The 14,822-nt window shown below is 55.0% G+C and carries 16 protein-coding genes; 7 read left to right on the top strand and 9 right to left on the bottom strand.

The window, feature by feature from the left end; all coding sequences use genetic code 11:
* Window positions 1-3: 3 nt before the first annotated feature.
* Window positions 4-495 (top strand): P-loop nucleotide/nucleoside kinase family protein, encoded by a 492-nt coding sequence (locus tag ACXAGD_RS13935; protein ID WP_475211453.1) that lies wholly within the window; start codon window positions 4-6, stop codon window positions 493-495.
* A gap of 98 nt (window positions 496-593) precedes the next feature.
* Here the strand turns inward: ACXAGD_RS13935 and ACXAGD_RS13930 are convergent, their stop codons facing one another.
* On the bottom strand, window positions 594-1,028 hold the full coding sequence (locus ACXAGD_RS13930) for a DUF4345 domain-containing protein (protein ID WP_475211452.1): 435 nt from the start codon (window positions 1,026-1,028) through the stop codon (window positions 594-596).
* 28 nt (window positions 1,029-1,056) lie between these two features.
* Window positions 1,057-1,884, bottom strand: a complete 828-nt coding sequence (locus tag ACXAGD_RS13925; protein WP_475211451.1) for an SDR family oxidoreductase — start codon at window positions 1,882-1,884, stop codon at window positions 1,057-1,059.
* A gap of 137 nt (window positions 1,885-2,021) precedes the next feature.
* On the opposite strand from ACXAGD_RS13925, the gene ACXAGD_RS13920 reads away from it, so the two are divergent.
* The gene (locus ACXAGD_RS13920; RefSeq protein ID WP_475211450.1) at window positions 2,022-3,017 is read left to right on the top strand and encodes an AraC family transcriptional regulator; all 996 of its coding nucleotides are present in this window, start codon (window positions 2,022-2,024) and stop codon (window positions 3,015-3,017) included.
* Window positions 3,018-3,342: 325 nt separating this feature from the next.
* On the opposite strand, the gene ACXAGD_RS13915 is transcribed toward ACXAGD_RS13920, so the two are convergent.
* The gene (locus ACXAGD_RS13915; protein WP_475211449.1) at window positions 3,343-4,236 is read right to left on the bottom strand and encodes a LysR family transcriptional regulator; all 894 of its coding nucleotides are present in this window, start codon (window positions 4,234-4,236) and stop codon (window positions 3,343-3,345) included.
* Between the two features lie 105 nt (window positions 4,237-4,341).
* On the opposite strand from ACXAGD_RS13915, the gene ACXAGD_RS13910 reads away from it, so the two are divergent.
* Together ACXAGD_RS13910 and ACXAGD_RS13905 are read left to right on the top strand one after the other, a co-directional pair.
* A complete protein-coding gene (locus ACXAGD_RS13910; protein ID WP_475211448.1) occupies window positions 4,342-4,632 on the top strand; it encodes a putative quinol monooxygenase in 291 nt (96 codons plus the stop codon).
* 81 nt (window positions 4,633-4,713) lie between these two features.
* Entirely contained in the window at window positions 4,714-5,727 is a 1,014-nt protein-coding gene (locus tag ACXAGD_RS13905) for a zinc-binding alcohol dehydrogenase family protein (RefSeq protein WP_475211446.1), read from the top strand.
* A gap of 295 nt (window positions 5,728-6,022) precedes the next feature.
* Here ACXAGD_RS13905 and ACXAGD_RS13900 read toward each other — a convergent pair whose 3' ends face one another.
* Window positions 6,023-6,481: an Lrp/AsnC ligand binding domain-containing protein gene (locus tag ACXAGD_RS13900; protein WP_170758992.1), complete on the bottom strand. Its 459-nt coding sequence runs from the start codon at window positions 6,479-6,481 to the stop codon at window positions 6,023-6,025.
* On the bottom strand, window positions 6,427-6,597 hold the full coding sequence (locus ACXAGD_RS13895) for a hypothetical protein (protein WP_475212660.1): 171 nt from the start codon (window positions 6,595-6,597) through the stop codon (window positions 6,427-6,429). Before ACXAGD_RS13895 ends, ACXAGD_RS13900 begins: the two co-directional genes overlap by 55 nt.
* Here ACXAGD_RS13895 and ACXAGD_RS13890 point away from each other — a divergent pair.
* Both ACXAGD_RS13890 and ACXAGD_RS13885 read left to right on the top strand, forming a co-directional pair.
* On the top strand, window positions 6,596-7,798 hold the full coding sequence (locus ACXAGD_RS13890) for a methionine gamma-lyase (protein WP_475211445.1): 1,203 nt from the start codon (window positions 6,596-6,598) through the stop codon (window positions 7,796-7,798). The genes ACXAGD_RS13895 and ACXAGD_RS13890 overlap by 2 nt on opposite strands.
* A 10-nt stretch (window positions 7,799-7,808) precedes the next feature.
* Window positions 7,809-10,205 carry a 1-deoxy-D-xylulose-5-phosphate synthase N-terminal domain-containing protein gene (locus ACXAGD_RS13885; protein WP_475211444.1) on the top strand — a complete coding sequence of 799 codons (2,397 nt, stop codon included), beginning with the start codon at window positions 7,809-7,811 and terminating at the stop codon, window positions 10,203-10,205.
* Window positions 10,206-10,342: 137 nt separating this feature from the next.
* Here the strand turns inward: ACXAGD_RS13885 and ACXAGD_RS13880 are convergent, their stop codons facing one another.
* The 4 genes from ACXAGD_RS13880 to ACXAGD_RS13865 all read right to left on the bottom strand — a co-directional run bounded on the left by ACXAGD_RS13880 (window position 10,343) and on the right by ACXAGD_RS13865 (window position 13,840).
* Complete coding sequence (locus ACXAGD_RS13880) at window positions 10,343-10,864, bottom strand: hypothetical protein (RefSeq protein ID WP_475211443.1); 522 nt, start codon at window positions 10,862-10,864, stop codon at window positions 10,343-10,345.
* Window positions 10,865-10,918: 54 nt separating this feature from the next.
* Window positions 10,919-11,890, bottom strand: a complete 972-nt coding sequence (locus tag ACXAGD_RS13875) for an SDR family NAD(P)-dependent oxidoreductase (RefSeq protein ID WP_475211442.1) — start codon at window positions 11,888-11,890, stop codon at window positions 10,919-10,921.
* Between the two features lie 57 nt (window positions 11,891-11,947).
* Complete coding sequence (locus tag ACXAGD_RS13870; protein WP_475211441.1) at window positions 11,948-12,886, bottom strand: SDR family NAD(P)-dependent oxidoreductase; 939 nt, start codon at window positions 12,884-12,886, stop codon at window positions 11,948-11,950.
* Between the two features lie 78 nt (window positions 12,887-12,964).
* On the bottom strand, window positions 12,965-13,840 hold the full coding sequence (locus tag ACXAGD_RS13865) for an alpha/beta hydrolase (protein ID WP_475211440.1): 876 nt from the start codon (window positions 13,838-13,840) through the stop codon (window positions 12,965-12,967).
* A gap of 179 nt (window positions 13,841-14,019) precedes the next feature.
* Here ACXAGD_RS13865 and ACXAGD_RS13860 point away from each other — a divergent pair, with 179 nt between their 5' ends.
* Window positions 14,020-14,622, top strand: a complete 603-nt coding sequence (locus ACXAGD_RS13860; protein WP_475211439.1) for a TetR/AcrR family transcriptional regulator — start codon at window positions 14,020-14,022, stop codon at window positions 14,620-14,622.
* Window positions 14,623-14,822 lie beyond the last annotated feature (200 nt).

The following is a 14,822-nucleotide window of genomic DNA, read 5'->3' as shown; positions in this document are numbered from 1 at the left end:
CCTATGTCACAGGCTATTCCAACGCTTCACTTGCTCTGTGGCAAAGTCGCCTCGGGAAAATCAACTCTGGCGGCGAAACTTGCGAGTAGCGACGGGGCAGTGCTCATTTCAGAAGATGAATGGCTCAGCGTCCTGTTCGGCGACCAGATGAACTCCCTGCAGGATTATGTAAACGGTGCTTTGAAACTGCGATTGGTCATGGGGCGGCACGTGACTTCATTGCTGAAAGCTGGGGTTTCAGTCGTTCTCGACTTTCCGGCTAACACAATTGAAAACAGGGCTTGGATGCGTGATCTTCTGGAAGACACAGCCGCGACGCATCACCTTCATTTTTTAGACTTGCCGGATGAGGTCTGTTTGCGCCGGTTGCACAAGCGCAACAGCGATGGCAAGCATGCCTTTGCAGCAACGGAAGACCAATATCGGCGTATTGCACGACACTTCGTGCCACCATCACCCGAAGAGGGTTTTAACGTGGTAACTCACCATCAGTAGCGCCAACCGTACAGAATGTCGCGGCGGTACTGACGTGTATTGGCTGCCCGCTCTGCATCGGCGAATGGCCAAATGATCACAGGCAGCTTTCAAAGGCCTCAAGTCCGAAGTTTGCGTGACAACAACGGGTGCATAACAGCTTTCTTTTGCCACCCTTTACTTGCAGTCCACAAACACATCATACCAAGCATCACCTCTATCCCAAGGGCATAAAGGATGCTGTCCGACGGTCGTCCGTCAAGCATAAGGCTGACCAAGCGCCCTGCGGCAAATGCGAAGAACACAGTGGTGCCAAGCCAAGCAGCTGTCTGGGCCATCTTTTGGTAGAGCGCACCCGACAGGATGATCAGGCCAAGTGCAGCCAGATTGGCAGCAGGTGCGCGCAATTCACTCATCAGGTTCGGCTGCGGCGAAACAACGATGCCGTAGCTGGAGTAAAAGGCCAGAGGTGAGAGTGTGATGATCAACCCCAAGGTGGCTGCGATCAGACCCGCCACTCCCAGGATAAGCCTGCGTTTTACGTCAAACGTCATGAGTGTGTTCCTTTGCTGTTAGACAAACTCATGCAGCTTGTGTCCAGGCGCCAGACTTTGCGGCTTCAGTTGCAAAATCGGAAAAGTCGCGCGGTGCTCTGCCCAAAGCGCGTTGAACACCATCCGCAGTGTTAGAATTTCGACCATCAAGCGTTTCCCTTGCAATGTCGGTAATCACGTCGGCGATCATCTCACCGCTCGCATTCATGATTTCCGCGTGGAAGTCCTCAAACGAAATCGGCACGTATTGCACGGTTCTGCCCATTGCGCGCGAAAGCTCGGCTGCCATGTCGGCGAAAGTCATAAGGCGCGGCCCTGTAACTTCGTAAAGCTCGCCAACGTGTCCTTCCTCGGTCAAAGCGGCGACAGCGACGTCGGCAATGTCTTCCACGTCGATAATCGGTTCACGCACGTCACCAGCTGGCATGGGCAACACGCCAGCCATTACCGGCTCTAGCAATGCGCCTTCAGAATAGTTTTGTGCAAACCACGCAGCACGGACGATTGTAAACGGCACACCGGAGTTCCGAACAACTTCTTCAGCACGCTCGGCATGGAATTCTCCGCGCCCTGTTAATAGCACGAGCCGCCGCAGCCCCTTTTTCCTAGCCAATGCCGTGAAGGCCGCGACTTGTTCGACCGCACCCGGGAATGCGATGTCAGGAAAATAGGAAATGTAGGCGGCAGAAACTCCGTCCAAGATAGCAGGCCACGTCTGCGGCTTTTCCCAATCAAACGGCGTTTGGCTATTCCGCGATCCACGCCGAACTGCATGGCCCTTGTCCTCCAGGCGCGTCACGATTCGTGATCCGGTTTTGCCTGTCGCGCCAAGCACGAGAATGGTTTGCTGTGTCATCGGTCATCTCCGTAAAATCTGTCAATGACCCGAATTTAGGGAATCAATAAGGATGATGTATTCTCCATTATCCTATTTTGTTATCCAATCGTCCAAACATGGTGGACAACTGGGTGGATTTCTAACAGGCTGATGTAATGAACCAGAGTACCCCTCATGTTCCCGACCCCGATGCACTGGCGCAGCCAATTGGCGATCCGCTTGGGGAAATTCTTCATCTTCTGAAGCTGACAGGTACATTCTACTGCCAGTCACGCATGTCTGCGCCTTGGGGTGTTTCCATACCGGGTTTTCCCGAAATACTGAGCTTTGCGGTCATCACGCACGGTCGTTGTTTCTTGAGGGTCGGAGAAGATGTGCCGTTTGAAGTCGAAAAAGGCGACTTGGTTTTGATGACAAATGGTGCACCGGTTAGTTTCTTTAGCTCGGAAGACACCCCACTTTTGACACTCGAAGAATTACCCATACGTAAGGTGACCCAGCTCTATGAAACGCTGGAATACGGCGGCGGTGGAGCCGAGACCGGCATCATGTACGGCCTTGTTAGGATAGATCATGCAGCCAGCGGCATGTTGATGTCCTTGCTGCCCGACGTCCTCAAAATCGATCCATGGGAGGAGGACGCAGGAAGCTGGCTACAGTCAACTTTGCAGTTCATTGCAAGAGAGGCGCGTGAATTGCGACCGGGTGGTGAAACAGTGATTACACGCTTGGCCGATGTGGTTGTCATCGAGGCTATTCGCCGTTGGCTGAACAGCGCACCCGACGCCAATCGCGGTTGGTTAAAAGCTGCCCGAGACCAACAGATTGGCCGCGCCATCGTAGCCATTCACCGCGCACCCGCAGCAAACTGGACAGTTGAATCCCTTGCAGAGGTTGCAGGTATGTCCAGATCGGCATTCTCCGCACGGTTTACAGAGCTCGTCGGTGCTCCGGCAATCCAATATCTTGCGACCTGGCGGATGCATCTGGCGCGGGAACGATTGATTGCCACCGATCAACCAATCTCGCAGGTCGTCGCTGACGTCGGGTATCTATCTGAACCTTCCTTTAACAAAGCGTTTAAAAGGGTTTTTGACGTGCCACCAGGAAAGATTCGCAGGCGGCAATATCAGGCGCAGAGCGCCAATTAGACGAAAATAGACACGTGTTGCAGCAAGCTTGGTAGCTTTGTGGCTAAGAAGATCAGCTTCGGGCTCGAAGCCGACCAGCGGTAGCTTATCTTGCGTGCCGCATAGCGATGTAACTCTGGCCCTTAGCTGTCCTTGGGTATTCTTCTTTCAATGGTCCGCTTTGCTTATGCAAAGGACGGGAGACTGAGTTCACTGTTTTGCGACCCATGAAACAAGTGTATGTCGGAGAGCCACCGTCAAAACGGGCAAGGCAAGCAAATCGGGCCTTTTGAGTGGCTCAATTTGACAGCGACCAACGCCGCAATTGTGGTCTGTTCCAAATGGGTCAAGCCGAAGCCCGTGCCATTGCATTACTCAGCTCTTCGGCAAGTGCCTGTACACGCCTTGGCTGCGCACGGCCTGGGGGATACATCATCTGCAAGGGGTTCGCGGGCGAGGCATGATCTTCCAGTAAGGCGATCAACTTTCCTGCATTCAGATCGGCGTCCACATCAAGCTCCGACTTCAGGATAATGCCATGCCCCGCCAAGGCCCAATGGCGCACCAGCGAACCGTCATTGACGATCTTGTTTCCACGCACCGTCACGACTTGTGAAGCCTTGCCAGCCCCGAAACGCCAAACATTGTCCAAGGTTCTGCCAAACCGCATGACCAGGCAATTGTGATCCGCAAGGTCGGACGGATTCCGAGGAATGCCGTGCGCTTCGAGGTATGACGGACTTGCACACACAATGCGCCTATACTCACCCAACCTTCGTACGCGCAGAGTGCTATCAGTCACTGTTCCAAATCTGAGGGCCAGATCGAACCCTTCGCCTACCATATCCACGTATCCATCTGACAAAGACAACTCGACTGAAACCGCCGGGTGCTTCTCGGTGAAACGGGCGATCACCTCGGAAATGATGCTTCGACCAAGATCAACGGGTGCGCTGACACGGATGGGTCCCGAAATGGCCTCTGCGCCATGGCGAATGCGCGTATCCAAGTCTTCCACCTCTGCCAAAACCACCTTTGCACCCTCAATAAGAGTGCGCCCTTCATCGGTCAGGCTGAGGGAGCGTGTCGTTCGATTAAAAAGAACAACGCCATAGTGGGCTTCGAGCGCCGCAAGCCGCTCGGACACCGTCGTTGCTGACAGTCCCACTTCGCGGCCCGCAGCCACCATGCTGCCTTTTTCGGCAATCTTCAAAAACAGGCGGATATTGTCGATCAACATAATACGTAATTTCCGGATTATATTTTCGCTACATGCGTGTTTATCCGGAATTATCACAGCCGTATATTCCGCTCAAGCAATCGACGCTCTGAAAGGAATTCAACAATGTCGAAACTGACTATCGTCGCCAACATCAAGGCCAATCCTGATCAGATTGATCTTGTGAAAGCTGAGCTTGAAAAGCTGATTGATATCACCCGTGCCGAGGATGGCTGCATCAACTACGATCTGCATCAGGACAACGAAAACCCGGCGCATTTCATGTTTTATGAAAACTGGGAGAGTCGTGAGCTGTGGCAGACCCACATGAACGCGCCACATCTGGCGGCTTACATGGCAGCCACAGAGGGCGCTGTAGCTGAATTCACGCTGAACGAAATGAGCGTGATCGCCTAAGGTTGCTCGGGTGGCAGGGGACGTCCTCCACCACCCACAACAAAAGGCCAACTTTGACGCCGCATTCAGGAGGACACGAATATGAAAGCCGTAGGTTATAAAAGCTCAGGTCCGATTGACCGAACCGATGCGCTAATTGATTTCGAAGCCCCAGACCCCGTTGCCGCTGGCCATGACCTTTTGGTTCAAGTTCAGGCGGTGTCTGTTAACCCGGTGGACACCAAGATCCGCCAGCGCCGCGCTCCTGAAGGTGGCACACCCGCCATTCTAGGTTGGGATGCTGTAGGCGAGGTCGTTGCCGTTGGAGAGGACGTGACTCGCTTCAAAGCGGGCGATAAAGTTTGGTACGCCGGCGCGATCAATCGCCCAGGCACGAATTCTGAATATCATCTTGTTGACGAACGCATCGTTGGGCGGGCACCTGCGTCCGTCGATACGGCGTCGGCAGCGGCTCTACCACTGACGACGCTGACGGCCTACGAAATGCTGTTCGACCGTATCGACGTCACCCGACCTCTTGCTGGCGCGCCTAACGCCATTGTCATCATCGGTGGCGCCGGGGGTGTCGGCTCAATCGCCATTCAGCTATTGAAGGCGTTGACGGATACGGTCGTCATCGCAACAGCCTCGCGCCCTGAAACGAAGGACTGGGTCAAAAGCTTGGGGGCCGACTATGTCGTGGACCATTCCAGACCGCTGCCAGAACAGGTAGAAGCCCTTGGGATTGGGGCGCCAGCCTTTGTCTTTTCGACCAACTACTCGGAAAACTATGTCCAGCAAGTTGCCGAGTTCATTGCCCCTCAGGGTCGGTTCGGCCTTATCGACGATCCTGAGAATTTTGACATCATGCCATTCAAGCAGAAGTCGGTCTCGATCCATTGGGAGTTCATGTACACGCGGTCGTTGTTCGAGACAGGTGACATTGGGCGGCAAGGCGACATTCTGAACGAAGTCGCCGGGTTGATCGACAGCGGCAAGGTCAAGTCCACAGCAACCGAGACCTATGGCCCAGTCAATGCTGCCAACCTGACTCGTGCACATGCACTGCTGGAAAGCGGCAAAGCCAAGGGCAAGATCGTGCTGGAAGGTTTCTGAAACACAGAGGCGGCGTGTGACAACAGGTTTAAGGAAAAAGGCCTTAGATTTCGCCGCCAATGATTGAAAGACAACGATTGTCCGCGGAAACGACAAGCATGGGGACCCGCGCAAAGCACCTGAGCACTGTCTGGCATCGCCCAATGTGGCCGTATCACCAGATGATCCGTCATGCGAACCACCTCTGCCCCGAAGTTCACACGATCAATAGGTGTGCCTTCCTCAGGAGCCGATTGTGCGCCCCCTCCCCAGGGCCAACTGCATTGAATGGATACGGCCGCCACTACAGGAGCAGTCAGTCGATTGCCGGAAATACGTTGGTCTTCTTCACGGTAGAGTAAACGAAACTGGTATCGATTGAGGCAATGCCTCCGATGGGATGAATGCGGTGGCGGATGAAATCCTCATAGGCATCCAGCCCGGGCACCACCACACGCAACTGATAGTCTGAAGCACCGGTCAGGACATGGCACTCAAGCACTTCATCAATCGCGTGAATGCGGCTCTCGAAGCGACGAACATCGTCTTCGTTGTGCCGTTCCAGCCGCACACGCACGAAGACTGTGATCGGCAGACCATAGGCCTTTGCGTCCACTTCCGCGCTGTAACCCCGGAGCGTGCCGCTGTCTTCGAGGTTGCGCAAACGGCGCAAGCAGGGCGACGGCGACAGGTTAACTTCGGCCGCAAGGTCTTGATTGGTCATACGCCCGTTTGCCTGCAGGGCTCGGATGATTTGTCGGTCTTTTGCGTCCATTTCTCGCCTTTGTTGGCAGATAATGCCAAAATGATCGCCCAATGCAGCATAAATTGCAATCTATTGCCCGCCAATACATCGCATCCTGCCTCAAATACCATGAGAGAGGTTGCCATGAACTCATCCAAAGGCTTCGCCACCCGCGCCATCCATCACGCCTATGACCCCCAGCAGAACGAGGGCGCGCTGACGCCGCCCTTGCACCTGACATCAACCTTCGCGTTCGAGACCGCAGAGGCCGGCGGCGAGATGTTCGCTGGTGAACGCCAGGGGTATATCTACAGCCGTATTTCAAACCCGACCTGTGATCTGCTTGAAAGCCGTATCGCGACACTTGAAGGAGCCGAAGCCGGGCTGGCACTGTCGTCAGGCATGGGGGCGATCACCGCCGTGTTATGGACCTTGTTGTCGCCCGGGGACGAGGTGATCGTGGACAAAACCCTCTATGGCTGCACTTTCGCTTTCATGCGGCATGGGCTGCAGAAATGGGGCGTGACGATCACCCATGTGGATATGACCGATCCCGAAAACCTGCGCGCGGTGATTTCAGAGCAGACGCGAGTGGTCTATTTCGAAACCCCCGCCAACCCGAATATGCGATTGGTGGACATTGCTGCCACCGCCGTGATCGCGCATGAGGCTGGGGCGCAGGTGGTCGTCGACAACACCTATGCCACCCCCTTTCTGACACGGCCGATTGAGCTGGGTGCTGATCTCGTGGTGCACTCCGCCACCAAATACCTTGGTGGACATGGCGATGTGGTCGCCGGGCTGGTCGCTGGCACGACCGAGCAGATCACCGAGATCCGGCTTGTTGGCATGAAAGACATGACTGGCGCTGTAATGGCACCGTTCAACGCGATGCTGATCCTGCGAGGTTTGAAAACCCTGTCGCTGCGGATGGAGCGCCATTGCTCTTCGGCCCAGATTGTTGCGGACTATCTTCAAAACCACCCGTCGGTCCGGGCGGTTTACTTCCCCGGGTTGGAAAGCTTTGCACAACATGCACTTGCCACGCGCCAAATGTCCAAACCCGGTGCGATGATTGCCTTCGAAGTTGACGGTGGCATGGCGGCTGGCGTTGAGTTCATGAACAATCTGAACATGATACAGCGGGCCGTTTCTCTGGGCGATGCTGAAACGCTGATCCAGCATCCGGCCTCGATGACCCATTCGACCTATACGCCCCAAGAGCGCGCCGAACACGGTATCAGTGACGGGCTGATCCGCCTGTCAGTCGGGTTGGAGGATGTAGATGATATCATCGCCGACCTGGATCAAGCTTTTTCTCACCCTCTGCATCACGCCGCCGAATAAGGAGAGCTTTATGCCCACCGACATCACCCACCTGAAAACCATCGAGCAACGCCTTTTGTGGCTGTCACATTGGATGATCCACCACGCCAATCACGTGCGCCCCAAGGTCGACGGTATCAAGATCGGTGGGCACCAGGCTTCGTCGGCCTCGATGGTGTCGATCATGACGGCGCTCTACTTCTCGGCCCTGAAGCCCGAGGACCGCGTGGCCGTCAAGCCTCATGCATCACCGATCTTTCACGCGATGCAATACCTGATGGGCAACCAAACACGCGAGAAGATGGAGAACTTCCGGGGCTTTGGCGGGGTGCAGTCCTATCCCAGCCGGACCAAGGACATAGACGATGTGGACTTCTCGACCGGCTCGGTCGGACTGGGCGTTGCGATCACCTCTTTCGCCTCGATCATCCAGGATTACATCAAGGCCAAGAGCTGGGGGAGCGATGCCCCGATGGGGCGCATGGTTGCGCTGGTTGGCGATGCTGAACTGGACGAGGGCAACATCTATGAGGCCCTGCAGGAAGGCTGGAAAAACGACCTGCGTAACACGTGGTGGATCATCGACTATAACCGGCAGTCACTGGATGGGATCGTCCGCGAGGGGCTGTTTGAACGCATCGAAAAGATATTCGATGCCTTCGGATGGGACGTGGTGCGGGTGAAGCATGGCGCATTGCAACGCGCGGCCTTTGAAGAGCGGGGCGGCGATAAACTGCGCGAATGGATCGACGCCTGTCCCAACCAGGAATACTCGGCGCTGACGTTTATGGGCGGAGCAGTCTGGCGCAAGCGGTTAATGGATGATCTTGGAGACCAGGGCGATGTCTCTGCCCTGATCGACAGGCGCAGCGACGCCGAACTGGCTGCCCTGATGGAGAACCTCGGCGGTAACTGCGTCCAGACCATGGCGGAAACCTTTGATGCCATCGATCACGACCGCCCCACCTGCTTCCTGGCCTATACGGTGAAAGGTTGGGGTACGCCCATTGCTGGCCACAAGGACAATCATGGGGGGCTGATGAACGCCAAGCAATTCGCCGCCTGGCAACAGCACATGGGCATCGCGACGGGCGACGAGTGGGAACCTCTGGCCACGGTTGAAAACCCCGCCGTACTGCGTGATTTCCTGTCCAAGGTTCCTTTCTTTGCTAAAGGCATCCGACGATATCACGATGAAAAGCTTGCTGTGCCCGACATCGACATTGATACCTCCCGTGAGACCTCGACCCAGATGGCCTTTGGTAAGATCCTTGACGATCTCTCCAAAGGGGACAGTAATTTGGCAGCCCGGATCGTCACAACGTCCCCGGATGTGACGGGGACCACCAACCTTGGTCCTTGGGTGAATCGGCGTAAGCTTTTCGCCCGGTCCAAACAGGCCGACGCCTTTATCGAACACCGTATCCCCTCGACAGCGAAATGGGAATTCACCCCAGAAGGCCAACATATCGAGCTGGGCATAGCCGAGATGAATCTGATGTTGCTTCTGGGTGCCGCTGGCCTGTCGCATTCGATCTTCGGCAAGCGGCTTATCCCCATTGGCACGGTATATGATCCATTCGTAGCGCGCGGCCTCGATGCGCTGAACTACGCTTGCTACCAGGACGCCCGGTTCATCTTGGTGGGCACCCCCTCTGGTGTTACGCTGGCCCCGGAAGGCGGGGCGCACCAATCGGTTGGCTCGCCTTTGATCGGGATGAGCCAGGACGGGCTTGCCTCATTCGAGCCTGCCTTTGCAGATGAACTTGCAGTGATCATGAAATGGGCCTTTGACTATCTTCAACGCGATGGAGAGGGCGATCCCTGTGAGCGAACATGGTTGCGTGACGAAACAGGAGGCTCGGTGTATCTGCGCTTGACCACCAACCCGATCGAGCAACCCGGCAAGCGCCATGACGACGCGTTTAAACAGGGGGCCATCGACGGGGCCTATTGGTTGCGTAAACCCGGACCGAACTGCGAGATCGTCATCGCCTATCAGGGCGCCGTCGCCCCCGAAGCCATAAAGGCGGCTGGAATGATCGGAGAAGGGCGCAGAGACGTCGGTGTGCTGGCTGTTACTTCGGCCGACCGTCTCAACGCAGGCTGGACCGCAGCCCAACGTGCCCGGTCTCGCGGCAATAAGTCTGCGCAGTCCCACATCGAGACCCTGATGGCTGACCTTCCGCACCATTGCAAAATCATCACCATCATCGATGGTCACCCGGCGACGTTGTCCTGGCTTGGCTCTGTTGCAGGTCATCAGACCATCCCGTTGGGTGTCGAACATTTCGGCCAAACCGGCACGATTGGCGACCTCTACCGCCATCACGGCATCAATGCCGATGCCATCGTCGAAAAGGTAAACGGATTGACGGTTGGGAAGCATGTGAGCCGCGGTAACTTGGCGCGGTCGGCCCACAACTAACGTCGCACCAACGCCGTCAGTCGCTCACTGTGCAGCATTCGGTATTTTGGGCTCGAAACAGACCTTCTTCGCGCGAAAAATCAATCAGTGCTATCTGGCTATTGACGTATGTTTCGTTTGGTCCGCGGAGGAGCTGATCACTCAGCCGAGGCCACGGCCCTGCCTAGTAGGGTTGCATGAGGGGAGGGCGACGCCAATGGCGGCTGTTTCGCCAAAAACGTGACTTCCATAGTGCTTCGCTGCGCTCTAGGTGTGACGGCTCCTGCGAGCAAAAAGCTAGCGCCGATCTTCCGTAGAGTGTCAGCATAGGCCTGATCCACCGCCGGAATGATGTGATCATAGTCCTCTGGTTCGGATGCCTCGATGTTTACTACGGTGTTGTCCAGCCGAACCTGACCTTCAGGGTTCCTGAGAAAAACGTTGCGCCAAGAGCGCTGGGAGAACTGGTATTGACGGCAGAATACCCGCTCTCCCACTGCTACGAACATCAAGCGAATAAAGCGGTGCTCATATCCAGCCCGGATTTCGTGATGAAATGTGCGTTCTACTAGCTGCGCCAGTTCTTCCTGCGTTTCTGGTGGAGACGCGGCTTTGAAAAGAACGCGTTTCACAGTGTTCGTCGCGTACGCCCAGATGAGCCTTGGTGCCTCAAGGATCATTCGCAGTGTTGATGGCTGCTCCATGTACTTTGCTCGTTTCTGGTGTTTTTGAAGTCATGCGACCGAAGTCGGGTGCCTGAATAGGGAAGACCATTGCGCTCCGGTTTCCCTCTCAGAATGCTCCCAGAGTTTGCTGGCTTGTCCCTCAACGAGAACACTTTCTTCGAGGACGCATTCGCCTACCGGCCCGGCCATTTCATTGCGTTTGGTTGGTCCGTAGTAGGCAGCTTCTTTAAGGTTTTCCTCGGTTGCACAGAGCACCTCGGGCCAAGCGCCACGCTCTGCAGACTGGGCGAACGGAGCTGCGATGGTCAGCATGAACTTGATGAACCCCGCGCTTTCCTCTTGTGCCAGTGTTGTCTTGGCCATGCCCGGATGGCAGACGTGCACTGAAACGGGAAGATCTGCCGCCTTCACTCGGCGTTCCAGATCATAAGCAAACATCATCTGAGCAAATTTTGAATGGCAGTAGGTGATGTGTGGGTTGTAGTTCTTGTCGAAATTCATGTCGTTAAGCTGCAACCGTTTTAAGCCCATCTTGTGGCCGCCGCTGCCGACCACGATGATCCGGGCTTCGCTTTCGACAAGACGATCGAAGATCAGGCTTGTCAGCAGGAAGTGACCATAGTGGTTTGTGCCAAGCTGGCTTTCAAAGCCGTCTTTGGTGAATTTCTGGGTGGCTACCTGCGCAATGGCCGCGTTCTGTATGAAGACGTCGATTTGCGGAACGCCCGCATTCACGCGCTCGGCAGCGCTGCGCACAGAAGATAGGTCGGCGAGGTCCATTTCAATGAAACTCACATTTGCTTCCGCGCCAACTTCGGATTTCAGTTGCTCAATGGCAGCTTCGGATTTTGCCACGCTGCGATTGAGCATCACAACGGCGGCACCTTTAGACAGAAAGATTTTCGCAGCCTCATAACCCGCACCAGCGTTTGCGCCAGTGATGACGATGGTTTTGCCAGTCAAGTCACCCACGCGCTCGGGGGTCCAGCCTTTGGGGCCGAAAGGGTTTTCTTTCTTCATTATTTCGCTCCTGCTTGCCCAAGCAACTGACTTGGGTGCTCCTTTAGGTGATAAGGTTTAGAAATCTGTTCCCAGCAGTTCGTTGGACAGATCCCAAAGTTTTTGGGCGCTTTCGGTGTCATAGGCGTAGGGTGCATATCCACCTGTCAGAGGGTTCTCTCCGGCGGGTTTGGCCACGTGGCAATCTTCAAGGTAGAGGCCGGTCTTACCATCAAGCTCCGGCGACGTTGCTGCCCAACAGCTGGTCGCTGCCCCTTGCTGGATGGATTTGAACAGCTCGGCATGTTGGGTTTCGACCACCCTGAACATTTCCCAAGCTTCTTCTGCCATGTCCCGGGTGAGCTCGGTCTTGATGACACCCGGATGAACGGCGAAACTGCTGACCCCCTGATGTGCCCAACGACGGGCCAGTTCGGTCGTGAACCAGATATTGGCAGTCTTCGACTGACCATAGGATTCCAGCGCGCTATACGGTCGGCTTTGGTAATTTGGATCGTCGAAGTTCACCGGTGCGAAGGCATGACCGCCCGATGACAGATTGACCACCCGTGCCTGTCGCGCGGCTTGCAATGGGGCGGCCAACAGGTTGGTCAAAAGGAAATGGCCAAGGTGGTTGGCCGCAAACTGAATCTCCCAGCCTTCGACAGTGCGTGTTAGAGGTGGCGAGCCAATACCTGCATTGTTCGCCAGGATATCGAGTGTGTCATGGTGGGCCAGCCAATCATCGGCAAAGGCGCGGACGGTGCTTGGCTTATCCAGCTCAAGCGAAGCAGTCTCGACCTCCTGATCAACCTCTTCCTTGATGCTTGTGGCGACGCGCGCCAACTTCTCGGCAGAGCGCGCAACGATAGTGACCAATGCACCCCGGGCGGCAAGCGCACGCGCGGTTTCAGCGCCCAGTCCAGTGGAGCCGCCGGTGACCAGAACAGTTTTGCCGGCTAGATCGATACCGGCTAGCACTTCGTCAGTAGTGGAATTTTTGCCGAAGGTCGTCATTCTGATCCTCAAAAGCAAACAATCTGGTAAACGATAGTGGGATGGCAGAGGCCAGATTTTGGCCCCTGCCTGAGCAGTTTACTTGTTGAAGAACGCGGCTACGGCATCAGTCGATGCCTTCACGGCCTCTGGCTTGTGGTAAAAGTCGACATGGCCAAATTCATCGAACGTGAGAACTTCATGCTCATTCGTCAGTTTCTCGATGAACTGAGTTGAACAAACCGATGTGTAGGCCGTTGTGCTGTAGATGATCAGAGCGGGTTGCACGATTTTGTCTGCATAGTGCTCGCCGATGGATATCAGGGATTCCATCGCTTGATCGCCAATGTGAATATTGGTGTAGTTCTCGACCGTGCCGGGACCTCTGATCCCGTCTTTGCCGTAGTAGTCATAGGTTTCAGAGCCCATGGGCCCGGCGATTGCAACAAACTCCTCTTTCGTATGCTCATCTGTAAGCACGATGGGAGCGTTGTAGTCTGCTTCACCGGTTTCAAAAATCTTCTGCCGGGACGCATTCGCGCCAGCGATGACCTGGTTCGCCATATTCCGGTCGGTCCATTGGAAACCGTCTGCGGCCATCATCCCCGAGACCGTCGCGATTTTCTTGATCCGATGGTCTGTGACAGAGGCCGAGGCGATGATTGAGCCCCCTTGACACACGCCAAGGCCATAAATCTCTTCCACGAATGGAAGCGTCCCAAGGTACGAAACGGCGTCCCAGGTGTTCTCGATCAGCCGGAACATGTACCTTGATTGTTTGTACTCGCCAGGAAGCGCCGGAGAGTCACCCATCCCCAGATAGTCAAAACCAAGGAAGACAAATCCTCGTTTTGCCATCTCCGGCCCATAGGTCGCCAAAACTTGTTCTTTGACTTGGGGGAACGGGCTGGCACCGACGATTGCCTTGTAAGTCTTGGTCTCGTCAAAACCTTCAGGGAGATAGAGATCGCCCACAAGATCGACGCCAAAGGATTTGAATGTAACTCGGTTTGCACCTGGTTTGAAAGCCGCCCGTGTCATTGCTTGGTCTCCTTAGGTTGTAGCGTGCTCGCCTTGCATAAGTAAATTACACAGTTTACATAAGGAGGGTGAGGAAAAATGTAAACAACATTTCTTACTTTTGAATCTGAATTATGAAACATACTGAAAAGAAACGAAAAGATATCATCGACGCAGCGGTCGAAGAGTTTCGGTCGCACGGGTTTGAAGGCGCGCGGACCGCACGGATCGCCCTGACGGCAAGCGTTTCAAGTCGCACGCTCTACAACCACTTCCCGACCAAGGAATCCTTGTTTGATGAGATTGTTGAGATCATCATTACTGAGACCGGGGCCATTAACTCGGCGCCGTTTGATTCAGAAAAACCTATACGAGGACAGCTCGTCAGAGGCCTTAAAGACTACATCAAGGCCATTACTGATGAGCAATACTTGGGTCTCAATCGGATGGCGATGACTGAGTTTTTACGAGACCAGGAGTTGGCGCGGCGCGTGTTTGCGCGCGCCGAGATGAGCAATAACCCGGTTCGCTGCATTGTTTCAGAAGCCATTGATGCAGGCTACCTCAACGATGTGGACCCGAATTACGCGACCGAACTTCTTACTGCAGGGGCGAAGGCATTCTTCTTTTGGCCAAAGTTTCTGGTCGGTGCCGATAGCTTGGATGGCGCTTCAAATGTGATTGAAGAGTGTGTTGATATGTTTTTGTCCAGGTATCAGACAAAATCCCGAAGCTGACATTCTGGCTAGGTGCAGCATTGGTTGAAATGGGCTCGTAACAGACGTTCTCCGCGGGCAGGATCAATGACGTCTATCCGCTGATTGAAGTTGTGGTTCATTTGGTCTGCGGGGAAGCTGACTTCTCATCCAGAGATCGCTTCAACTAACACTCTTTCAGAGAAATTGTACTCTGTTGGCGATCAGTAAATCATCTAATA

The organism is Ruegeria sp. ABF4_144 (assembly GCF_056160045.1).
The sequence above is the reverse complement of the archived record's forward strand: the minus strand, read 5'-3'. Positions and strand labels throughout refer to the sequence as shown.